The organism is Micromonospora echinospora, assembly GCF_014203425.1.
GTDB classification, from domain to species: Bacteria; Actinomycetota; Actinomycetes; order Mycobacteriales; family Micromonosporaceae; genus Micromonospora; species Micromonospora echinospora_A.
This window is the reverse complement of record NZ_JACHJC010000001.1, coordinates 5,277,435-5,301,745: the sequence shown is the minus strand read 5'-3', so window position 1 is coordinate 5,301,745 and position 24,311 is coordinate 5,277,435. Positions and strand designations below refer to the sequence as shown.

5 protein-coding genes are annotated in these 24,311 nt (G+C 75.9%); 4 read left to right on the top strand and 1 reads right to left on the bottom strand.

Features of this window, described 5'->3' with window-relative positions; all coding sequences use genetic code 11:
• Positions 1–140: 140 nt before the first annotated feature.
• From FHU28_RS23725 to FHU28_RS23715, 3 genes are all read left to right on the top strand, one after another.
• Complete coding sequence (locus FHU28_RS23725) at positions 141–15,053, top strand: type I polyketide synthase (RefSeq protein ID WP_184686661.1); 14,913 nt, start codon at positions 141–143, stop codon at positions 15,051–15,053.
• 70 nt (positions 15,054–15,123) lie between these two features.
• Entirely contained in the window at positions 15,124–16,686 is a 1,563-nt protein-coding gene (gene mhpA / locus FHU28_RS23720; protein ID WP_073831663.1) for a bifunctional 3-(3-hydroxy-phenyl)propionate/3-hydroxycinnamic acid hydroxylase MhpA, read from the top strand.
• Positions 16,687–16,715: 29 nt separating this feature from the next.
• Positions 16,716–17,603, top strand: coding sequence for a class I SAM-dependent methyltransferase (locus tag FHU28_RS23715; protein WP_116506946.1), 888 nt, complete (start codon positions 16,716–16,718; stop codon positions 17,601–17,603).
• 70 nt (positions 17,604–17,673) lie between these two features.
• Here FHU28_RS23715 and FHU28_RS23710 read toward each other — a convergent pair whose 3' ends face one another.
• The gene (locus FHU28_RS23710; protein WP_311773642.1) at positions 17,674–18,435 is read right to left on the bottom strand and encodes a thioesterase II family protein; all 762 of its coding nucleotides are present in this window, start codon (positions 18,433–18,435) and stop codon (positions 17,674–17,676) included.
• A 285-nt stretch (positions 18,436–18,720) separates the two neighbouring features.
• Between FHU28_RS23710 and FHU28_RS23705 the strand changes: the two genes are divergently transcribed.
• The gene (locus tag FHU28_RS23705; RefSeq protein ID WP_184686660.1) at positions 18,721–24,285 is read left to right on the top strand and encodes a type I polyketide synthase; all 5,565 of its coding nucleotides are present in this window, start codon (positions 18,721–18,723) and stop codon (positions 24,283–24,285) included.
• Positions 24,286–24,311 lie beyond the last annotated feature (26 nt).

The window sequence follows — 24,311 nt, the reverse complement described above, 5'->3', positions numbered from 1 at the left end:
GATCGGCGCTCCGAACTGGGGACGACTTAGGGGGTGGCAGGGGTAGGACACCGGCAGGGTGCTCGGAAGACTTGGGCCGCTACGGCGAGCGAGGTCTACGCCGCGGATGAGGAGTCTCGCCGACGGATGGATGTGGTGACATGCTTCGGAGCGACCTGATCCAGCCGTTGTCCGATCTGATCGAGGCGCACGCCGCCAGGTCGGGGAACAAGGTCGCATTCCGCGACGACCGCCGGGCGGTCGGATACGCCGATCTGGCGGCGCGGACCCGTCGGCTGGCCGGTCACCTGGCGGCAGCCGGGGTCGCCCGGGGCGACCGGGTGGCCTTCTGCCTCGGCAACCGCGTGGAGACGGTGGAGACCTGGCTGGCCGTCACGCGGGCCGCCGCGGTCGGCGTGCCGGTGAATCCGCACAGCACCGACGCGGAACTGGCCCATCTGCTGGACGACTCCGGCGCGGTGCTGGTGGTCACCGACCCGCGTCACCTCGACCAGATGCTGCGGCTGCGTACCGGCCGGCCGGCCCTGCGGATCGTGGTCACCGGGGACAACCCGGTTCCGGACGGGGTCGTCGCCTGGCGCGACCTGGTCGACACCGAGCCGTCCGTGGGGGCCCGCGACGACCTGGGCCTCGACGAGGTGGCCTGGATGCTCTACACCTCCGGCACCACCGGCCGGCCCAAGGGTGTCCTTTCCACCCAGCGCACCTGCCTCTGGTCGGTCGCCGCCTGTTACGTGCCGATCCCCGGGCTCACCGCCGCCGACCGGGTGGTCTGGCCACTGCCGCTGTTCCACAGCCTCTCCCACATCGGGTGCGTGCTCAGCGTGACGGCGGTCGGGGCCACGGCCCGGCTCATCGACGGCTTCTCCGCCGACGACGTGCTGCGCGCGGTCGACGAGGACGAGGCCACCGTGCTCGCCGGTGTGCCGGCCATGTACCACCACCTGGTCACCGCCGCCCGGGAGACCGGCTTCCGCGCCCCGGCCCTGCGGGTCTGCCTGGTCGGCGGGGCGATCACCACCGGCGCGCTGCGGCGGGCGTTCGACGAGGTCTTCGACGCTCCGCTGCTCGACGCGTACGGCAGCACGGAGACCTGCGGCTCGATCGCCGTCACCCGGCCGGAGCAGCCCCGGGTCGAGGGCTCCTGCGGGCGCGCGGTGCCCGGCGTCGAGGTGCGCCTGGTCAGCCCGCAGACGGGTCTGGACGTGCCGACCGGCGCCGAGGGGGAGGTCTGGGTCAGCGGTCCGAGCGTCATGCTCGGCTACCACGGCCTGCCGGAGGTCACCGCCGCCGCCCTGCGCGACAGCTGGTACCGCACCGGTGACCTGGCCCGCCGCGACACCGACGGCAACATCTTCGTCACCGGCCGCCACCAGGAGCTGATCATCCGGGGCGGGGAGAAGATCCACCCGGGCGAGGTGGAGGAGGCGCTGCGCGCGGTGCCCGGCGTCGCCGACGTGGCGGTGACCGGCCGGCCGCACGAGGTGCTCGGCGAGGTGCCGGTGGCGTTCGTGGTGCCGGGGCCGGAGGGCTTCGACCCCCGTGCCGGGTACGCGGCCTGCCGGGAGAGGCTCAGCTACCACAAGGTCCCCGAGGCGCTGTACGAGATCGGGCAGGTGCCCCGCACCGCGTCCGGCAAGGTCACCCGCCGGCTCCTGCTCGACGGGCCGGCCCGGCTGCGGGCGGTCAACGGCAGCCACCACGAGGCGCTCAGCCTGCTCGCCTGGCGACCGCTGGACCTGGCCGCCGTACCGCCGGTGGCGACGCCCGTCCCGGCGGCCGCGCAGGACGCCGCCGCCCCGGCCCGCCGCTGGGCGCTCGTCGGCGCCGGGAGCGAGCCGCTGGTGGAGCCGCTGCGCGCGGCGTCGCCGGGGGAGCGGTTCCGGGCCCACCGGGATCTGGCCACCCTGCGCGAGACTCCCGACGCGCCCGACGTGACGGTGCTGCTGGCCGGGCCGGCCGACGCCGACGCGGCGGACCTCGCCGACCGGTTGCGTGGCTGGCTCGACGACGACCGCTTCGCCGGCACCCGGCTGATGCTGCTGACCGGCCCGGCCGGCGACGCGGCCAACGGCCCCGGCACGAGCGGTGCCGGCAGCGCGGGCGACGCCCCCGCGCAAGACGCCGCCGCAGGCGAGGCCACTGCGGGAGACGTCGCCGGGGGAGCCGCCACCGGGGGCGACGCCGCCGGGTGGGCCGGGCCCGATCCGGCGGCCGGCGCCGTCTGGGCGGTCGGGCGCAGCCTGCAGGCCGCGTACCCGGACCGGATCGTGCTGGTCGACCACGACGCCGCGGACCGCTCGCTCGCCCTGCTGCCCGCCGTCGTGGACGCCGGCGCCGCGCAGGTCGCCCTGCGGGTCGGGGCGGCCCGGCACGCGGCCCTCGTGCCCGCCCCGGCGACCGTGCCGGGACGGCCGGCGACCGTGGCCGACCCGGAGCGTCCCGTCCTGGTCACCGGCGCCGACGGACCGACCGGCGCCGCGCTGGCCCGGCACCTCGTCGCCGCGCACCGCGCCCGCCGGCTGCGGCTGCTGCACGCTGGCGCGACGCCCGCCCCGGCCCTGGCGGACCTGGCCGCCGAACTCACCGCCGCCGGTGCGGAAGCCGTTCCACTGCCCGCCGAGCGGGCGGGCGACGAGGCGTTCGGCGCCGTCTTCCTCTGCCCGTGCGACGACGACCTGGCCGACGCCGAGGCCGCAGCCCGGCTGCTCGGCCTCGCCGCGACGCTGGACGCCGCGAGCCGGCACCCGGGGGCCGCGTTCACCGTCCTCGCGCCGTCCGCCCTCCTGCTGGGCGCCGCGGGCCGGGAACGGGCCGCCTCGGCCGTCGGCGCCCTGCACGCCCTGGCCGCCCGCCGCCGGGCCGCCGGTCACCCGGCCCGGCTCGTCGGCACGACCGCGCCCGCCGAGCGCGGGCCGGCGGCGACCGGACCCGCAGCGGGCACCGCGTCGGCGGCCGTCCGGGCCGACCTCGCCGCGTTCGACGTGGCCCACGACGGCGCCGACCTGGTCGTGCTCGCCCGCCCGGCGGGCCACGCCGACGCCGCGTACCCCGCCTGGCGCGGGCCCGTGGCCGAGCCCGGCGACGCCACGGACGACCGGGACGCCGCCGAGCTGCGCCGCCGGCTGGCCGGGCTCACCACCGCCGAGGGGGACGGGCTCCTGCTCGACCTGGTCCGCGCCGCCACCGCGCAGGTGGCCGGGCTGCCCGGCCCGGCCGCGGTCCGCCCCGGCCGCGCCTTCAAGGAACTCGGCTTCACCTCGGTCGCGGCGGTTGCGTTGCGCGACCGGCTGGCCCGGGCCACCGGGGTACGGCTCTCCGCCACGGCCGCGTTCGACCGGCCCAGCCCGCAGGCCCTCGCCCGGCACCTCGCCGCCCGGCTGCGCGGTGCCGCCGCGCAGGCCGCTCCCACGACGGACCCGGCGGTGGTGCCGTCCACCGGGGACGATCCGGTGGCCGTCGTCGCCATGGCCTGCCGGCTCCCCGGCGGCGTCGCCTCCCCCGAGGAGCTGTGGGAGCTGGTCGACCAGGGCCGGGAAGGGCTCACGGAGTTCCCCACGGACCGGGGCTGGGACCTGGCGAACCTGTTCTCCGACGACCCCGACCGCCCCGGCACCTCGTACGCCCGGGTGGGCGGCTTCCTCACCGGCGCCGCGGACTTCGACGCCACCCTGTTCGCGATCAGCCCGCGCGAGGCGCTCGCCATGGACCCGCAGCAGCGGCTGCTGCTGGAGACGTCCTGGGAACTGTTCGAGCGGGCCGGCATCGACCCCACCTCGCTGCGCGGCAGCGCCACGGGCGTCTTCACCGGCGTCATGCACCACGACTACGCCGCGAACCTGCGCCAGGCGCCGCCCGGCACCGAGGGCTACCTCGGCGTCGGCACCGCCGGCAGCGTCGTCTCCGGCCGGGTCGCGTACGCGCTGGGGCTGGAGGGGCCGGCTGTCACCGTCGACACGGCGTGCTCGTCGTCGCTGGTGGCGCTGCACCTGGCCGCCCAGGGGCTGCGCGCCGGGGACTGCTCGCTCGCCGTGGCCGGCGGCGTGGCGGTGATGGGCACCCCGCAGGCGTTCGTGGAGTTCAGCCGGCAGCGCGGGCTCGCCCCGGACGGCCGGTGCAAGGCGTTCGCCGACGGCGCCGACGGAACCGGCTGGTCCGAGGGCGTCGCCGTGCTGCTGCTGGAACGGCTCTCCGACGCCCGCCGGCACGGGCACCCCGTCCTCGCCGTGCTGCGCGGCTCCGCCGTCAACTCCGACGGCGCGTCCAACGGGCTGACCGCCCCCAACGGGCCCGCCCAGGAGCGGGTCATCCGCCGGGCGCTGGACGCGGCCGGGCTCTCCACCGCCGACGTGGACGCCGTCGAGGCGCACGGCACCGGCACGTCCCTCGGCGACCCGATCGAGGCGCAGGCGCTGCTCGCCACGTACGGGGTGGGCCGCGGTGACGCCGAACCACTGCGGCTGGGCTCGCTGAAGTCCAACCTCGGCCACACCCAGGCCGCCGCCGGGGCCGCCGGGGTGATCAAGATGGTGCTCGCGATGCGGCACGGGACACTGCCGCGCACCCTGCACGTGGACGCCCCGACGTCCGAGGTGGACTGGTCCGCCGGCGCGGTCGAGGTGCTCACCGAGGCCCGCCCGTGGCCCGACGTACGCCGGCCCCGCCGGGCCGGCGTCTCGTCGTTCGGCATCAGCGGCACCAACGCCCACGTCATCGTCGAGGCCCTCGCCGATCCGCCGACCGCCGCCGGGGACGCCGCCCGGCAGTCGCCGCCCGCCACCGCGGCAGCGCGGCCGTCGACCGGCACCGCTCGGCCGCCCGTACCGTGGCTGCTCGCGGCTGCCTCCGGCGAGGCGCTGCGTGACCAGGCGGCCCGCCTGCTGGCCTGGCTCGACGGGCCGGGGGCGCACGCCGACCCGGCCGACACCGGGCACGCCCTCGCCACCACCCGCGCCGCTCTCGAACACCGGGCCGTGGTGCTGGTGGGCGACGCGGAGTCCGCCCGGACGGGGCTCGGCGCGCTGGCCCGCGGCGGACCGGACCCGGACCTGCCGGGCGTGCTGACCGGCCGGGTCGTCGACGGCCGACTCGGCCTGCTCTTCGGTGGGCAGGGCGGCCAGCGCGCCGGCATGGGCCACGAGCTGCACGCGGCGTACCCCGTCTTCGCGGCCGCCTTCGACGCGGCCTGCGCCGAACTCGACCGCTGCCTCGCCGGCCACGCCCCGCTCCCCGTCGCGGACGTCGTCCTCGCGGCCGAGGGCACCGCAGCGGCCGAACTGCTCGACGAGACCCTGTACACCCAGCCGGGCCTGTTCGCCTTCGAGGTGGCGCTCTACCGCCTCCTGGAGCACTGGGGGGTCCGCCCCGACGCGGTGCTCGGCCACTCCGTCGGCGAGCTTGCCGCCGCGCACGTGGCCGGGGTGTTCTCCCTCGCCGACGCGGCGGCGCTGGTCGCCGCCCGAGCCCGGCTGATGCAGCAGCTGCCCGCCGGGGGCGCGATGGTCGCCGTCGAGGCCGACGAGGCCGAGGTCGCCGCGCACCTGACCGACCGGGTGGGCCTCGCCGCCGTCAACGGCCCCACCAGCGTCGTCCTGTCCGGCGACACCGACGCGGTGCTGGCCGTCGCGGACACCCTGCGCGCGGCCGGGCGCCGCACCAGCCGGCTGCGGGTGTCGCACGCGTTCCACTCGCCGCGCATGGACCCGATGCTCGACGAGTTCCGCGCGGTCGCGGCCGGCCTCACGTACCGCACCCCGCACCTGCCGGTGGTGTCCAACCTGACCGGCCACCCCGTCGACCCGGCCCGGCTCTGCTCGCCCGAGCACTGGGTGGCGCACGTGCGGGGCACCGTCCGCTTCCACGACGGCGTACGGGCCCTGCACGGGCAGGGCGTCACCACCTTCCTGGAGATCGGCCCGGCCGGTGTGCTCACCGCGATGGCCCGGGACTGCCTCGTCGCCGAGGCCGACGAGCTGGCCTTCGTCCCCGCCGTACGGGGCACCGCGGGCGAGGCCGAGGCGCTGCTCGCCGCCGTGGCGCGGCTGCACGTGCGGGGCGTCGCGGTGGACCGTGCCGCCCTCGCCGGCCCCGGCCCGCACCGCCGCGTCGACCTGCCCACGTACGCCTTCCAGCGCCGGCACTACTGGCTGCCCGCTCCCACCGGCGCCGGCGGTCCCGTCGGCGCCGGACTGGCCGACGCAGGGCATCCGCTGCTCGGCGGCCTGCTGGCGGTCGCCGGCACCGGGCAGGTGGTCTGCACCGGGCAGATCGCCACGGCCACCTCGCCGTGGCTGGCCGCGCCCGGCGACGGCACGGCGCCGCTGCTGCCCGCCACCGCCCTGCTGGACATGCTCACCCACCTCGGCGACCAGCTCGGCGCCCCGAGCGTGCGGCGGCTGCGCGTGCCCGAGCCGGTTCCGCTGCCCGCCGAGGCAACCCTCGAGGTGCAGATCGACGTGGGCGCGCCGGACGAGCACGGACGCCGGGTGGCGCACTGTCACGTCCGGGCCGGCGAGGGGCTGCCCTGGCGGGAGGTCGCCGAGGCCGTGCTCGCACCCGTCGACCCGGAGAGCGGCCGGGGCGCCCTCGCCCCCGCCTGGCCACCTGCCGGGGCCCGGCCGGTGGACCTGAGCGCCCCGCCGCACCGGGCGCTGGCCGGGGAGCTGGCCCGTGCCGCGTGGGTCGCCGCCGACCGGCTCTACGTCGACGTACGCCTGCCCGACGACGCCCGCGACCCGGACGCCGAGCGGTACGGCGTGCACCCGCTGGTGCTGGACGCGGCCCTGCGCCTGCTCCCGCTCGCCGGCTTCGCGTCGGTCGCCGACGCCGGGCCCACCGCCCGGCTGCTGCCCACCGAGTGGGCGGGCGTGCGCCGCCACGCCGTCGGGGCGCACGCGCTGCGCGTCTGCCTGGCCCCCGCCGGGGCGGACGCGGTGACGCTGAGCGCCGTCGACGACGCGGGCGGGCCCGTGCTCGACGCCGACCGGGTGGTGCTGCGGCCGGTGGACCTGCCGTCCGCCGACCCGCCGGCGCCGGCGGCCACCCCCGCCGGGCTGTACGCCGTCGACTGGCTGCCCGCCGCGTTCCCGGCGACCCCGGCGCCCTCCTGGACGCTCGCCGACGGCACGCCGCCGGACGGGCCGCTCCCGCCGCTGCTGGTGCTGCGGGTCGGCGACGGCGAGCCGGGCCGGCCGGTGCCCGACCGGGCGCACGCCGTCGGCCTCGCCGTGCTCGACGTGCTCCAGACCTGGCTGGCCGACCCCCGCGCGGAGACCACCCGCCTGGCCCTCGCCGTGCGCGACGGCGACCCGGTGCACGCCCCCGTGGCCGGGCTGCTCCGCGTCGCCCAGGCCGAGCAGCCCGACCGTTTCCTCCTGCTCAGCCTCGACACCACCGACGACGCCGCCATCCGTTCGGCGCTGGCCGCCGCCGACGACGAACCCGAGGTGGCCGTCCGCGACGGCCGCGCACTGCTGCCCCGCCTCCGCCCCGTCGAGCGGCCCCCGGCCGGCGCGCCGCTCGCGGCCCTGGCCGGCGGCACCGTGCTCCTCACCGGCGGCACCGGCGGGATCGGCCGGCACGTCGCCACCCACCTCGCCACCGCGCACGGCGTCACCGAACTGGTGCTGGTCAGCCGCAGCGGCCGGGCCGGCGACTGGACGACCGCGCTGACCGACGCCGGCGTCACAGTGCGGGTGGTCGCGGCCGACGTCGCCGACCGGGCGGCGCTCGCCGAGGTCATCGCCCCGCTGGCCGACCGGCTCGTCGCGGTCGTGCACGCCGCCGGGGCCACCGACGACGCCCTGCTCACCGACCTCGACCCGACCCGCTGGGCCCGGACCCTGCGCGCCAAGGTGCACGGCGCCTGGCACCTGCACGAGCTCACCGCCGGCCTCGACCTGGCCGCGTTCGTGCTCTTCTCCTCGGCCGCCGCCACCTTCGGCAGCCCCGGCCAGGGCAACTACGCGGCCGGCAACGCGTTCCTCGACACGCTCGCCGCGCACCGCCGCGCCCAGGGCCGGCCGGCGAGCGCCCTGGCCTGGGGGCTGTGGGCCGCCGAGGACGGGATGGCCGGCCGGCTCAGCCCCGCCGACCTGGCCCGGCTCGCCCGCGGCGGCACCCGCCCCCTCGACACGGCCGCCGGGCTGGCGCTGTTCGACGCCGCCCTGCACGTGGACCGGCCGGCGCTCGTGCCGATCGGGCTCGACCTGGCCGCCGTACGGACCTCCGGCGAGGTGCCCGCCCTGCTGCGGGCGCTGCTGCCCCCGCCGCCCCGCCGGGCGGTCAACGCCGCCTCCGCGCCCGCCGCCGCGAAGGGCTTCGCCGACCGGCTGGCCGAACTCGCCGAGCCCGAGCGCGCCGAACTGCTGCTGGACCTCGTACGCGCCCGGTGCGCCACAGTGGTCGGGCACACCGGCCCCGAGCAGGTCGAGCCGCGCCGCCCGTTCAAGGACCTCGGCTTCGACTCGCTGATGGCCGTCGAACTGAGCAACCGGCTCACCGCCGTCACCGGGGTCCGGCTCGCCCCGCACGCCGTGTTCAACCACCCCACCCCCGAGTTGCTCGCCGCGCACCTGCACGCCCGGCTGCTCGGCACCGCCGCCACCGAGGTCGCCGACGCGAGCACCGTCGCCCTGGACGAGCCGGTCGCCATCGTCGCGATGGCCTGCCGCTTCCCCGGCGGGATCGGCTCCCCGGAGGAGCTGTGGCGGCTGCTCGACGCGGGCGACGACGTCATCGGCGACCTGCCCGACGACCGGGGCTGGCCGCTGGCCGACCTCCACGACCCGGTGCCCGGCACTCCCGGCCGGACGTACGTGCGCTCCGGCGGGTTCCTCACCGGCATCGCCGACTTCGACGCCGAGTTCTTCGGCATCAGCCCCCGCGAGGCCCTCGCCATGGATCCGCAGCACCGGCTGCTGCTGGAGACCTCCTGGGAAGCGCTGGAACGCGGTGGCATCGACCCGGCCACCCTGCGGGGCAGCCGCACCGGCGTCTTCGCCGGCACCCACGGGCAGGACTACGCCGACCGGGTCGCCCCCGGTGTCGTCTCCGACGACGGCGAGGTCACCGCCGACGAGGGGCACCTGCTGACCGGCACCGCCGGCAGCGTCCTCTCCGGCCGGGTCGCGTACGCGTTCGGGCTGGAGGGACCAGCTGTCACCGTCGACACCGCCTGCTCGGCGTCGCTGGTGGCGCTGCACCTGGCCGTCCAGGCGCTGCGCCAGGGCGACTGCGACCTGGCGCTGGCCGGTGGGGTGTCGGTGATGTCCACCCCGGCCGGGCTGACCGGCTTCAGCCGCCAGCGCGGTCTCGCCGCCGACGGGCGGTGCAAGGCGTTCGCCGAGGACGCCGACGGCTTCGGCATGTCCGAGGGCGTCGGGATGCTGGTGGTGGAGCGGCTCTCCGAGGCCCGCCGCCGGGGCCACCCCGTGCTGGCCGTCGTGCGCGGCTCGGCGGTCAACTCCGACGGCGCGTCGAACGGGCTGACCGCCCCGAACGGGCCGTCGCAGGAACGGGTCATCAAGGCCGCGCTGGGCGCCGCCGGGCTGAGTGCCGCCGACGTGGACGTGGTGGAGGCGCACGGCACCGGCACGTCGCTCGGCGACCCCATCGAGGCGGAGGCGATCCTCGCCACGTACGGGCAGCGCCCGGCCGGCGCCGCGCCGGTGCTGCTCGGCTCGGTCAAGTCCAACCTCGGGCACACCCAGGCCGCGGCCGGCGTCGCCGGCGTGCTCAAGATGGTCCTCGCCATGCGGCACGGGCGGCTGCCCCGCACCCTGCACGCCGAGCGCCGCAGCTCGCGGATCGACTGGGACTCGGGAGCGGTGCAGCTGCTCACCGAGGCCCGCCCGTGGCCGGCGGCGGACCGGCCGGTGCGCGCCGGCGTCTCGTCGTTCGGCATCAGCGGCACCAACGCCCACGTGATCGTCGAGTCGGTCGCCGAAGCGCCGCCGGAGGCCGCCGAATCCGAGCCGCCGCAGGAGCGCGCGCTGCCGTGGCTGCTGTCGGCGCGTACCCCGCAGGCGCTCGCCGGCCAGGCGCGGCGGCTGCGGGAGCACCTCGCCTCCCGGCCCGACCAGCGGCCCCTCGACGTGGCGTGGTCGCTGGCCACCAGCCGGGGCACCTTCGACTCCCGAGCGGTGCTGGTGGCCGCGTCCGCGCAGCGGGTCGCCGACGCCCTCGACGCGCTCGTCGAGGGCCGGCCCGACCCGGCGGTCACGCGCGGCGAGGCGCGGCCCACCGGCCGGTGCGTCTTCGTCTTCCCCGGGCAGGGCTCCCAGTGGCTCGGCATGGGGTTGGACCTGCTCGACCAGGCCCCCGTGTTCGCCGAACGCATGGCGGCCTGCGACGCGGCGCTGCGGCCGTACCTGGACTGGTCGCTGCTGGACGTGCTGCGCCAGGCGCCGGGCGCGCCCGGCCTCGACGAGGTCGACGTCGTGCAGCCCGCCCTGTTCGCGATGATGGTGTCGCTGGCCGAGCTGTGGCGCTCGTACGGCGTGCAGCCGGCCGCCGTGGTCGGCCACTCCCAGGGCGAGATCGCCGCCGCCTGCGTCGCCGGGGTGCTCTCCCTGCCCGACGCGGCCCGGGTGGTGGCGCTGCGCAGCCGCGCGCTACGGGCTCTGGCCGGGCACGGGGCGATGGCCTCCGTCGCGCTGCCGGCCGACACGGTCCGCGACCGGATCGCCCGCTTCGGTGAGCGGATCTCGGTCGCCGCCGTGAACGGGCCGGCCGCTGTCGTGGTCTCCGGCGAGCCGGAGGCGGTCGAGGAGCTGCTCGCCGAGCTGGCCGGCGAGCAGGCCCGGGTGCGGCGCATCGCCGTCGACTACGCCTCCCACTCCGCCCAGGTGGAACGCATCCGCGACGAGCTGGCCGAGGTGCTGGCCGGCATCGCCCCCGGCCCGGCCGCCGTGCCGCTGTTCTCCACCACCGACCTGCGCTGGCTCGACGGCGAGGAGATGGGGCCCGACTACTGGTACCGCAACCTGCGCCGGCCCGTCGAGCTGGAACGGGCGATCCGCGCGCTGGCCGCCGAGGGCCACGACGCGTACGTCGAGTGCAGCCCCCACCCGGTGCTCACCGTCGGCGTGGAGGAGACCCTCGCCGACCACGACGGCGATGCCGTGGTGGTCGGCTCGGTGCAACGCGACCAGGGCGGCCGGGAGCGGTTCCTGCTCTCCCTGGCCCAGCTCCACGTGTCCGGGGTGGCGGTGGACTGGCGGCCCGCACTGGCCGGCGGCCGGCGCGTCGACCTGCCCACGTACGCGTTCGCCCACCGCCGCTACTGGCCCCGGCCGGTCTCCGGCCCCGGCGACGTCGCCGCCGCCGGTCTGGACGCCGCCGGTCATCCCCTGCTCGGCGCGTCGGTCGTGCTGGCCGAGACGACGGGCCACCTGTTCACCGGGCGGCTGTCGGCCGACGCGCAGCCGTGGCTGGCCGATCACCGGGTCACCGGCAGCGTCCTGGTGCCCGGCACCGGCCTGGTGGAGTTCTGCCTGCGCGCCGGCGACGAGGTCGGCCACCCGTTCCTCGACGAGTTGGTCATCGAGGCCCCGCTGACCCTGCCCGCCGACGGCGCGACGCAGGTGCAGGTGGCGGTCGGCGCGGGCGCCGGCGACGGACGCCGCCCGGTGACCGTGCACTCCCGGCCCGCCGACGCGCCGGCGGGACAGCCGTGGACCCGGCACGCCAGCGCCACCCTCCGCGCCGACCAGCCCGCGGTGTCGCCGCAGCTCACCGCCTGGCCGCCGCCCGACACCCGGCCCGTCGACCTGACCGGCTTCTACGCCGGCCTGGAAGCCGACGGGTACGCGTACGGGCCGGCGTTCCAGGGCCTGCGCGCGGTGTGGACCAGCGGCGACGAGGTCTACGCCGAGGTGGAGCTGCCGGCGGCCCAGCGGGTCGACGCCGACCGGTACGGCCTGCACCCCGCCCTGTTCGACGCCGCCCTGCACGCCGCGCACTTCGGCGGCCTCGCCGGGGCCGGGGCCGGCCAGCTCCTGCTGCCGTTCGCCTGGAACGGCGTCAGCCTGCACGCCACCGGGGCCACCGCCCTGCGGGTACGGCTGACCCGGGTCGGGCCGCACGCCATCGCGCTGACCGTCGCCGATCCGACCGGCGCCCCGGTGGCCGAGGTGGCCGCCCTGACGATGCGCCCGATCTCCACCACCGAGCTGGCCGTCACCGACGACCGGGCCACCCGCGACGCCCTGTTCCGCGTCGACTGGACGCCGCTGCCGCCCGTCGGGACGGCCACCCCGGTCGACGCCGTGGCCGTCGCCCCCGGCCTGGACGGGTTCCCGCTGCACCACGGGCTGGACGGGCTCGCCGACGCGGTGGACGCCGGACTGGCCCTGCCCGGGGCGGTGCTCGTGCCGCTCGGCGCGCACCCCGCGCAGCCCACCCCCCGCGCGGCGCGCCACGCCGCCGTGCAGGCCCTCGACCTGGTCCGGCGCTGGCTCACCGAGCCCCGCTGGGCGACGTCGCGGCTGCTGCTGGTGACCCGGGGCGCGGTGGCCGTGCACCACGCCGGCGAGGTGACCGACCCGGCCGCCGCGGCGGCGTGGGGCCTGGTGCGCTCCGCCCAGTCGGAGAACCCGGGCCAGATCGTCGTCGTCGACGTCGACGACGACGGGATCGGCCCCGACGAGGTGGCCGCCCTCCTGGCGGCGGACGAGCCGCAGGCCGCGATCCGGGTCGGCGCGGCGTACGTGCCGCGGCTGGCGCGGGCCGGGTCGGCCGGCGAGCTGCCCGCACCGCCCGCCGCCGCGTGGCGGCTGGACGCGCCGGTGCGCGGCAGCCTGGAGAACCTCACCCTGGTCGCCACCGACGCCGCCGACGCCGCGCTCGGCCCCCGCGAGGTCCGGGTCCGCGTCCGCGCCGCCGGCCTCAACTTTCGCGACGTGCTCAACGCGCTCGGCCTCTACCCGGGCGACGCGGGCCCGCTCGGCGGCGAGGGCGCCGGCGAGGTCGTCGAGGTCGGCACCGAGGTGACCGACCTGCGCCCCGGCGACCGCGTCTTCGGGGTCTTCGTGGGCTGCTTCGGACCCGTCGCGGTCACCGACCGCCGCCTGCTGGCCCCGATGCCGGCCGGCTGGTCGTACGTCGAGGCCGCGTCCGTGCCGGTGGTCTTCCTGACCGCGTACCACGGGCTGGTCAACCTGGCCGGGCTCACCCGGGGCGAGTCGGTGCTGGTGCACGCGGCGGCCGGCGGCGTCGGCATGGCCGCCGTGCAGCTCGCCCGCCACCTCGGGGCCGAGGTGTACGCCACCGCCAGCCACGCCAAGTGGGACGCCCTGCGCGCGCTCGGTCTCGACGAGGAGCACCTGGCCTCGTCCCGGACCCTCGACTTCGAGACCCGCTTCACCGACGCCACCGGCGGCCGGGGCGTGGACGTCGTGCTGGACTCGCTGGCCCGCGAGTTCGTCGACGCCTCGCTGCGGCTGCTGCCGCGCGGCGGGCGGTTCGTCGAGATGGGCAAGACCGACATCCGCGACGCCGCCCGCGTCGCCGTCGACCATCCGGGGGTGGCCTACACCGCCTTCGACCTGACCCTGCAGGAGCCCGACGAGGTGCAGCGCATGCTGGTCGTCCTGCTGGGGCTCTTCGAACGGGGGACGCTCACCCCGCTGCCCACCCAGGTGTGGGACGTCCGCCAGGCGCCGGAGGCGTTCCGGCACGTCAGCCAGGCCCGGCACGTCGGCAAGGTGGTGCTCACCATGCCCCGGGCGTGGAACCCCGACGGCACGGTGCTGCTGACCGGCGGCACCGGGACCCTGGGCCGGCTGGTCGCCCGGCGGCTGGTCGAGACGCACGGCGTACGGCGGCTGCTGCTGGTCAGCCGCCGCGGCGAGCGGGCCCCCGGCGCGATCGAGGCGCTCGACGAACTGCGGGCCCTGGGGGCCGAGGCCACGGTGGTGGCGGCCGACGTGTCCGACCGCGACAACCTCGCCGGGGTGCTGGCGGCGGTACCGGAGCGGCACCCGTTGACCGCCGTCGTGCACCTCGCCGGGGTGCTCGACGACGGGGTGGTCACCGCCCTCACCCCGCAGCGCGTCGACACCGTCTTCGCGCCGAAGCTCGACGCCGCGTGGCACCTGCACGAGCTCACCCGCCACCTCGACCTCGCCGGGTTCGTGCTCTTCTCCTCCGGCGCCGGAGTCTTCGGCGTCCCCGGTCAGGCCAACTACGCGGCGGCCAACGCGTTCCTCGACGCGCTTGCCCTGGCCCGCCGTGCGGAGGGGCTGCCGGGCCGGTCGTTCGCCTGGGGGCTGTGGGAGCAGGCCAGCGAGATGACCGCCAAGCTGGACCGGACCGATCCCCGGATCACCGCCCGTGACGGGCAGCTCGCCATCCCGTCCGAGCTGGGGATGGCCCTGTTCGACGCGGGCCTGCGGCTGGCCGAGCCGGTGCTGGTGCCGACGAGGATCGACGTCGCCGCGCTCGGCGAGCGGGCCGAGCGGCCCCCGGCGCTGCTGCGCGGGCTGCTGCGCCGGGAGCGGCCGACGGCGCGGGCGGCCACCCCGGCCGGCGGCGGGCGCACGCTCGCCGACGAGCTGGCGGCGCTGGACGGGCCCGAGCGCCACACCCTCGTGGTCGACCTGGTACGCGAGCAGGCGGCGAGCGTGCTCGGGCACGGCAGCCGGGTGGCGGTGGCCCCGGGCCGGGCGTTCAGCCAGATCGGCTTCGACTCGCTGACCGCCGTCGAGCTGCGCAACCGGCTGACCACGGCCACCGGCCTGCGCCTGCCGGCCACGCTGATCTTCGACTACCCGGATCCGAACGAGCTGGCCACGTACCTGGTGTCCGAGCTGGCGCCGGACACCGGACCGGCGGCCCCGTCGGTCCTCGCGGACCTGGAGAACCTGGAGCGCTCGCTGACCGAGGCCACTGTGGAACCGGAGCTGCACGACCAGATCGGGTCGCGCCTGGAGGTGCTGATCGCCAAGTGGCGGACGATGCGCGCCGGCACGGGCGGCGATCCCGACCTCGATCTCGAACTGGCCAGCGACGACGACCTGTTCGACCTCATCGACTCCGAACTCGGTATCTGATGGCCGTCCGGCCGCCCCGCACGCCGCAAGCCGACCCTGTGTCCGACCGACCTCTGAGGAACCGATACCGATGCTGACGACCGACGTCCTGATCGTGGGCTACGGCCCCGTCGGTGAGATGCTCACGATCCTGCTGGCGCAGCGAGGGCTCACCGTCACGGCGGTCGAGCGGTGGGCCACTCCGTACAACTTCCCCCGCGCGGTGTCGTACGACGGGGAGGCGAGCCGTGTCCTGGCCGCCGCCGGCGTCGCCGACCGCCTCGGGCCGGTGGTGGAGTCGTCCGGCGAGTACACCTTCAAGAACGGCTTCGGCCGGACCCTGCTGCACGTCAAGGTCACCGGCGACGGCCCGATGGGCTGGCCCGACTCGGTCTCGTTCTACCAGCCGGGACTGGAGGCGCTGCTCGCCGAGCGGGGCGCGGAGCTGCCGGGTGTCACGGTGCTGCGCCCGTACCAGGTGACGGGCCTGGTCGAGCACGACGACCGGGTCGAGGTGACCATCGCCGGCCCGGACGGCGAGGAGGTCCGCGCGGCCCGCTGGGTCATCGGCTGCGACGGGGCCAACAGCTTCGTGCGGGAGCACCTGGGCAGCGGCGTCACCGACCTCGGCTTCACGTACGACTGGCTGGTCTGCGACGTGGTCCCGCACGAGGCCCGCGAGTTCAAGCCGAACAACCTGCAGGTCTGCGACCCGGCGCGGCCCCGCACGGCCGTGTCGGCCGGCCCGGGGCACCGGCGGTGGGAGTTCATGCGGGTGCCGGGGGAGAGCCGCGAGGAGTTCGAGAGCGCCGCCAGCGTGTGGCGGCTGCTCGGCCTCTTCGACATCACCCCCGACAACGCCACCCTGGAGCGGTACGGCGTCTACACCACCCAGGCATGCTCGGCCGGGCGCTGGCGTTCCGGGCGGATCCTGCTCGCCGGCGACGCGGCGCACGTGATGCCGCCGTTCATGGGGCAGGGGATGAGTTCGGGCTTCCGCGACGCCCTCAACCTCGCCTGGAAGCTCGACCTGGTGCACCGCGGCCTCGCCGACGAGGCCCTGCTGGACACCTACCAGGAGGAGCGCTGCGCGCACGTGCAGCACGCCATCCGGATGTCCATGGACTCGGGCACGGTGATCTGCGAGACCGACCGCGCCGCCGCGGCCGGCCGCGACGCCGCGATGCTCGCCGAGCTGCGCCGGCGTACCGCCCGCCCGCGCACCCGGTCCCTGCTGGAGCCCCTGTCCGGCGGGATCCTGCACAGCGGCTGCGAGGCCGCCGGCGCCCCGATGCCGCAGGGCCGCGTCGAGGTCGACGGCCGCGCCGGGCTCTTCGACGAGGTCGTCGGCACCGGCTTCGTCCTGCTTTGCGCCGAGGACCCCGACGACCTGCTCGACGCCGACGCCCGGGCCTTCCTGGACGCGCTCGGCACGCGGGTCGTCCGGATCGTTCCCGCCGGCGCGCCCGTACCCGGATCCGGCGCCGCGCCGACCGCCTTCGACCTCGACGACGTGTACCTGCCCCACCTCAAGCGGTACGACGCGGTGGCGGTGCTCGTCCGGCCCGACTTCTACGTCTTCGGCACCGCCGCCGACCCGGCCGTTGTGCCCGCGCTCGTCGAGGATCTGCGCCGGCAGATCCGGCGCGGCTGATCGGCATCCACCCACCGGAAGGAAACGACATGTTCGAGAACCTGAAGATCGCCGGCCGGGCGATCCGCACGGTCTTCACCGCCGACCCCATCACCCGGGTCCGGCGCTTCTACGAGATCCAGTCACCCGACGTGGAGTTCGCGGCCCGCCGTACCCACTACATGAACGTGGGCTACTGGTCCGACGGGGTCACCGACATCGACACGGCCGCCGACGCGCTGGCCGACAAGCTGGCCGACGCCGCCGGGCTCAAGCCGGACGACACCGTGCTCGACGTCGGCTTCGGCTACGGGGACCAGGACTTCAAGTGGCTGCGGGAGCGCCAGGTCGCCAAGGTGTACGGCCTGAACATCACCCCGCACCACGTCGAGGCGGCGCAGCGCCGGGCGCAGGAGGAGGGGCTCGCCGACCGGACCGACTTCCGGCTCGGCAGCGCCACCGAACTGCCCTTCGGAGACAACACCTTCGACCGGGTCGTCGCCCTGGAGTCCGCCTTCCACTTCTACCCGCGCAGCGCGTTCTTCGCCGAGGCGCTGCGGGTGCTGCGCCCGGGCGGCGTGCTCGCCACGGCCGACATCATCCCGGTCAGCGGCGACGTCGTCCGCGCCGCCATCCAGTCCGGCCCGCTGAGTTTCGTCAAGTTCAGCATCCCGAAGGAGAACTGGCACGACCGGGACACGTACCGGCAGCAGTTGGTCGAGGCCGGCTTCGCCAACCCGGAGGTCCGCTCGATCAAGGAGCAGACCTGGGAGGGCTGGCGGGCGTACATGGCCGAGCGGACCAACGACCCCGCGTTCCGGGCCGTCGTCAAGCCGGCCGTCCGCAAGAGCATGGCGGCCCACTGGAAGAACCAGGACCTCATGAAGCGTGAGCTGGCGCAGCTCGACTACGTGATCGCGGTCGGCCACAAGCGGTGACACCGCGCACGGACGAGGGGCCCGCCGACCGGTCGTGACGACCGGGGGACGGGCCCCTCGTCCGGTGGGATCAGACCGCCGGCGCCGCGCTCAGTGCCGTCGAGATGGCCCGCAGGATCGCCGGCTGGTGCTCGGCGAGGAAGAAGTGCCCGCCCGGGTAGACCTTCAGGTCGAACGCTGCGGTGGTGTGGTCCGACCACGCCCGGGCCTCCTCGACAGTCGTCTTCGGGTCGTCGTCACCGGTGAGGACGGTGATCGGGCAGCTCAGCGGCGGCCCCGGCCGGTAGGTGTACCGCTCGGCGGCCCGGTAGTCGTTGCGGATCGCCGGCAACGCGGCGCGCAGCATCTCCGGATCCCCGAGGACGGCGGAGTTGGTGCCGCTCAGCTTCCGGACGTCGGCCAGCAGCCCTTCGTCGTCGAGCAGGTGCACCGTCTCGTGCCGTGACTTCGACGGCGCCCGGCGCCCGGAGGCGAACAGGTGCGCGACGCTGCCGCCGTCCTGCTCGATGAGCCGGGCGAGTTCGAAGCCGAGGCTGGCCCCCATGCTGTGCCCGAAGATGGCCAGCGGCTCGTCCCGCCAGGGCCGCAGCACGGTGAACACCTCGCGCGCGAGGTCGTGGATGTCGCCGATGCACTTCTCGTGGCGCCGGTCCTGCCGCCCCGGGTACTGGATCGACAGCACGTCCACGGCGGGGGAGAGAGCGCGGGACACCGGGAAGTAGAAGCTTGCCGACCCGCCGGCGTGGGGCAGGCACACCAACCGCCTCGCGCCGCCCGGAGCGGGGTGGAAGCGTCGCACCCACAAGCCGTTGTCGGTATCTGGCGTCGTCATCCTCTGGTGGTCCTTCCGGCGGCTGCGGTTGCCGACCGGATCGGCGCGGACCCGGTCGAGGCGACGCTAGTGCGACGGGTCGGGACCGGACACCCCTAGCTGGTCGGTTGCCTGGTTAGGGGTTGTCCGCGCTCGCGCGCAACCAATAACTTCTCCCGGCAGATGGGGATCTGCGTGGCTCTCGGCCGAGCGAGCCGAACGACAGATACAGGTGTCGCCTGAGACTTCTGCGCATTCGTACCGTCGCTTACGTCGAGTCTCCGCCGTGAATCGCGATGGGCTGGGTTGATGGACACCGAAGAGAAGCTCCGGGAGTACCTGAAGAGAGTCACCGCCGACCTGCGGCGGACCCGGCAACGGCTCCGGGACGTCGAGGCCGACGCGCAGCAGCCCATCGCGATCGTCGGCATCGGCTGCCGGTTCCCCGGCGGGGTGCGCACCGCCGAGGAACTGTGGGATCTCGTCGCGTCCGGCGGTGACGCGATCGCCTCCTTCCCCACCGACCGCGGCTGGGATCTCGACGCGCTCTACGACCCGGAGCGGTCCCGGCCGGGCACCTCCTCGGTCCGTGAGGGCGGATTCGTGGCCGACGCCGCCGAGTTCGACCCTCGGCTGTTCGGGGTCTCGCCGCGCGAGGCCCTCGCGATGGACCCGCAGCAGCGGCTGCTGCTGCAGACCTCGTGGGAGGCCGTCGAGACGGCGGGGATCGACCCCACAAGCCTGAAGGGCGCCCGGGTCGGGGTCTTCGCCGGCATGACCCACAGCGGGTACGCCCACCCGCCGGAGACCCCGCCGGCGGGCGTGGAGGACTACCTCGGTCTCGGCAACGCGGGCAGCATCGCCTCGGGTCGGGTGGCGTACTCGTTCGGGTTCGAGGGGCCGGCGGTGACTGTGGACACGGCGTGTTCGTCGTCGCTTGTGGCGTTGCATCTGGCGGTGCAGGCGCTGCGGTCGGGGGAGTGCGATCTCGCGCTGGCCGGCGGCGTGACGGTGATGCCCACTCCCGCGGTGTTCGTCGACTTCACCCGGCAGGGCAACCTGTCCCCGGTGGCCCGGTGCCGGGCGTTCGCCGACGCGGCGGACGGCACGGCGCTCGCCGAGGGGGTCGGTGTGCTGCTGGTGCAGCGCTTGTCGGATGCGCGGCGCGACGGGCGTCGGGTCTTGGCGGTGGTGCGGGGTTCGGCGGTGAATCAGGATGGTGCGTCGAATGGTTTGACGGCGCCGAATGGTCCGTCGCAGCAGCGGGTGATTCGGCAGGCGCTCGCCAACGCCCGGCTGGGCGTGGGTGATGTGGATGTGGTGGAGGCGCACGGCACGGGCACGACGTTGGGTGATCCGATCGAGGCGCAGGCTTTGCTGGCGACGTACGGGCAGGGTCGGGATGTGCCGCTGTTGCTCGGCTCGGTGAAGTCGAACATCGGTCATACGCAGGCCGCTGCGGGGGTGGCGGGCGTCATCAAGATGATCTTGGCGATGCGGCACGGGGTGGTGCCGGCGTCGTTGCATGTGGATGTGCCGTCGTCGCATGTGGATTGGTCGTCGGGTGCGGTGGAGTTGGCGACGCGGACGCGGGAGTGGCCGGCCGTAGAGCGCCCTCGGCGGGCGGGTGTGTCGTCGTTCGGCATCTCGGGGACGAACGCGCACGTGATCCTGGAGCAGCCGGAGGCCGAAGCCGATCCCGAGCCCGTCGCGCTGCCGGTGGGTGTGCCGGTGCCGTGGGTGGTGTCGGGGCGTTCGGAGCGTGCTCTGGTGGGTCAGGCGTCGAGGTTGGCGTCGTTCGTGCGGGGTCGGTCTGACCTGTCGGTGGCTGATGTGTCGTGGTCGTTGGTGAGGTCGCGGGCTGCGTTGGAGTATCGGGCGGTGGTGTGGGGCTCGGACGTGGACGAGCTGGTTGCGGGGCTGTCGGCTGTTGCCGAGGGCCGGTCGGTGGTGTCGGGTGTGGTGTCGGCGGGTCGTCGGGCGGTGTTGTTCACGGGTCAGGGTTCGCAGCGTGTGGGCATGGGCCGGGAGTTGTACGAGACGTTCCCGGTGTTCGCGACGGCCTTCGATGGGGTGTGTGCGGGGTTTGAGGGTTTGTTGCCGCGGGCGTTGCGGGAGGTCGTGTTCGCCGAGGCGGGTTCGGGTGAGGCTGCCCTGGTGGATCAGACGGTGTTTGCGCAGGCGGGGTTGTTCGCGGTGGAGGTGGCGTTGTGGGAGTTGCTCGCGTCGTGGGGTGTGCGGGCGGATTTTGTGGCGGGTCATTCGATCGGTGAGGTGACGGCGGCGTATGTGTCGGGGATGTTGTCGTTGGCGGACGCCTGTTCCCTGGTGGCGGCGCGGGGCCGGTTGATGCAGGCGTTGCCGGCTGGCGGTGTGATGGTGGCGGTGGGTGCGGCGGAGGGGTTTGTCACCGAGCTGATCGCGTCGTCGGGTGTGGATGTGGCGGCGGTGAATGGTCCGGCGTCGGTGGTGGTGTCGGGTGCGGCTGACGAGGTCGCTTCGGTGGTGGGGGCCTGTCGTGAGCGGGGTTGGCGGGTCAAGGAACTGGCGGTGAGTCACGCGTTCCATTCGCGGTTGATGGAGCCGATGCTGGAGGAGTTCGCTTCGGTGGTGGCCGGGCTGGATTGGCGGTCGCCGAGGATCCCGATCGTGTCGAACGTGACCGGTGCGGTCGCGGACGCGGCGGAGCTGACCGACCCGGGCTACTGGGTGCGGCACGTGCGCCAGCCGGTACGGTTCGCCGACGCGGTGCGCACCCTCCACCAGCAGGACGTCACCCAGTTCCTGGAGGTCGGCCCCGACGCCGTACTCACCGCCATGGCGCAGGACTGCGTCGAGGCGGCCGGCGAAGTCCGGTTCACCGCCACGATGCGCGCCGGGCACTCCGAGGCCGACACGCTGCGCACCGCCCTCGCCGAGCGGTACGTCACCGGCGACCACGTCGACTGGACCGGATACCTCGCCGCCCTCGACGGGGCCGGCCCCGAGCGGGCAGCCGAGGCACGCCCCCGCGCCATCGCCCTGCCCACGTACGCCTTCGACCAGCAGCGCTACTGGCTCAACGCCAGCGCGGGGGTCGAGACGGTGCCCGGGCTCGGTGCCCGCCCCGTCGACCACGCGCTGCTCGGCGCCGCCGTACGCGTCGCCGACGACGACGTACGGGTCTTCGGCACCGAACTCTCCGTACTGACACACCCGTGGCTCGCCGAACACGTCGTCTGGGACTCGGTGGTGGTGCCCGGCGCCGCCCTGGTCGACATGGTCCTGCACGCGGGCGCGCAGGTCGGCTGCGACACCCTCGACGAGCTGACCCTCCAGGCCCCGCTGGCGCTCGCCGAGGACGGCACCCGGGCGGTGCAGGTGAAACTGGGCGCGGCGGACGAGGACGGTCGCCGGACGGTCACCATCCACTCCCGCGCCGCCGCCGAACCGGACGGCGAGTGGGACCGCCACGCGGCGGGCGTCCTCGCCCCCGCCGTACCGCAGCCCGACCGGTCCGATCCGGCGCCGTGGCCGCCCAGCGCCGCCACCGCCGTCGCGGTCGACGGGATCTACACCGAGCTGTCCCGTCTGGGCGTCGAATACGGCCCTCTCTTCCGTGGCCTGCGCGCCGTCTGGCGCACCGACGACGAGGTGTGCGCCGAGGTGGCGGTGCCCGACGGCACCGAGGTCGCCGGCTTCGGCCTGCATCCCGCCCTGCTGGACGCCGCGCTGCACGTCGTCGGCCTGCTCGACTCCGACGCGGAGGATGCCTCCGGCGTACGCCTGCCCTTCGCCTGGACCGGCGTCACCCTCTCGGCGGTCGGCGCGACCGCGCTGCGGATACGCGCCCGGCGCAGCGGCGGCGGCGTGACCCTGACCCTGACCGACCCGGCCGGCGCCCCCGTCGCCCGGATCGACTCCCTGGTCTCCCGCCCCGTCACCGCCGACCAGGTGCGCGGCGGTGACTCCGCAGCCGACCCGCTGTACGCCGTCAACTGGCAGAGCGTGCGGCCGGGTACCCCGGCGACCGTCCGGGTGGTGCTCCTCGGCGACGCGCCGTCCGACCTGTCCGAGATCGCCAGGTACAGGCTCGCCGAGCTGGCGGAGGCGGTCGATTCCGGCCGGATCGACCCGGAACTGGTGCTGCTCGCCGCGTACGCCGACGACGAGGACGCCCCGGTTCCCGCCGCGACGCGGAGCCGGCTCACGGCGGTGCTGGTCGCCGTCCAGGGCTGGCTCGCCGACGACCGGCTGGCGGAGCGGCGGCTGGTCGTGCTGACCCGCGGGGCCGTCGCCGCCGGCGACACCTGTCGTACGGGCGACCTGCCCGGCGCGGCGGTCTGGGGCCTGCTGCGCTCGGCCCAGGCGGAGCACCCCGACCGCTTCGTGCTCGTGGACCTCGACGAGGCGCGGCAGCCGGAGTCCTGCACTGTGGACCTGGTGGCCCGTGCGGTCGCCACCGGCGAACCCCAACTGGCGGTCCGGGACGAGCAGGTGCTGACGCCCCGGCTCGCGCCAGCCGTCCTCGACCCGGCGCCGGCCGCCGCCCTCGACCCCGACGGGACGGTCCTGGTCACCGGGGCCACCGGCGCCCTCGGCGGCCTGCTGGCCCGGCACCTGGTCAGTACGCACAAGGTGCGCCACCTGCTGCTGGTCAGCCGCCGCGGAACCGACGCCCCCGGCGCGGCGGAGCTGCTCGCCGAGCTGACCGCGCTGGGTGCGCAGGCCCGCCTGGTCGCCGCCGACGTGGCGGACCGGGACCGCCTGGCCGCGGTGCTGGCCGACGTTCCCGCCGAGCACCCGCTCACCGGCGTGGTGCACGCCGCCGGTGTCCTCGACGACACGGTGATCTCGGCGCTGACCCCCGGCCGGCTGTCAGCCGTTCTCTCCGCCAAGGCCGACGCCGCCTGGCACCTGCACGAGCTGACCCGATCGCGGCCGCTGGCGATGTTCGTCCTCTTCTCGTCGGTCGCCGGTGTCCTCGGCGGCCCCGGGCAGGGCAACTACGCCGCCGCGAACGCGTTCCTCGACGGCCTCGCCGGGCATCGGCACGCCTGCGGCCTCGCCGCCACGTCCCTGTCCTGGGGCCTCTGGGCCGCGGACAGCGGGATGACGGGCGCACTCGACGCCGCCCAGCGGCAGCGGATGAGCCGCAACGGCCTCAGCCCGCTCGGCACCGGCCAGGCGTTGCGCCTCTTCGACGCCAGCCTGCACGGTGGACGCCCCCACCTGGTGCCGGCGCTGCTCGACCTCGCCGCGCTGCGCCGCCAGGCCGACGCCGGCCAGCTCCCGGCGCCGCTGCGCGGCCTGGTCCGGGCCCGGCGGCGCGTCGTCGAGGGCGGCGGCGACGGCGGCCCGTCCTTCGCGCAGCGCCTCGCCGGCACGCCCGAGGCCGAACGCGGCCGGCTGGTGGAGGACCTGGTCAAGGCGCAGGTCATCGAGGTGCTCGGCTACCCGTCGGCCACCGTCGTGCCGTCCGGGCAGACGTTCACCGGCCTCGGCTTCGACTCGCTGACAGCCGTGGAGCTGCGCAACCGGCTGACCGCCCTCACCGGCATCCGGCTGCCGGCGAGCCTCATCTTCGACTGCCCCACGCCCGCGGCCCTCGCCGACTTCCTGCTGGTCGACGCCGCCCCGCCGAAGCCCGAACCGGGCCTGCTCGCCGAGCTGGACCGGCTGGAGGCCGCGTTCGCCGCGACCGCGCCGGAGGAGCTGGAGCGGCTGGCCGCCGACGACGAGACGCGTACCGCCGTGGCGGTCCGCCTCCGGGCGCTGGTCACCCGGTGGAGCGACACCACCGACCGGACCGACGACGTCGGCCAGGCCCTCGACGACGCCTCGGACGACGAGCTGTTCGACTTCATCGACCAGAAGTTCGGCCGATCCTGACCACGAGTCCGCCGCTTGCCCCTTAG

Excerpts from the sequence above, each read along its gene's own strand:
- FHU28_RS23725 (WP_184686661.1), top strand. The coding sequence starts at position 141 with ATGCTTCGGAGCGACCTGATCCAGCCGTTGTCCGATCTGATCGAGGCG.
- mhpA (WP_073831663.1), top strand. The coding sequence starts at position 15,124 with ATGCTGACGACCGACGTCCTGATCGTGGGCTACGGCCCCGTCGGTGAG.
- FHU28_RS23715 (WP_116506946.1), top strand. The coding sequence starts at position 16,716 with ATGTTCGAGAACCTGAAGATCGCCGGCCGGGCGATCCGCACGGTCTTC.
- FHU28_RS23710 (WP_311773642.1), bottom strand. The coding sequence starts at position 18,435 with ATGACGACGCCAGATACCGACAACGGCTTGTGGGTGCGACGCTTCCAC.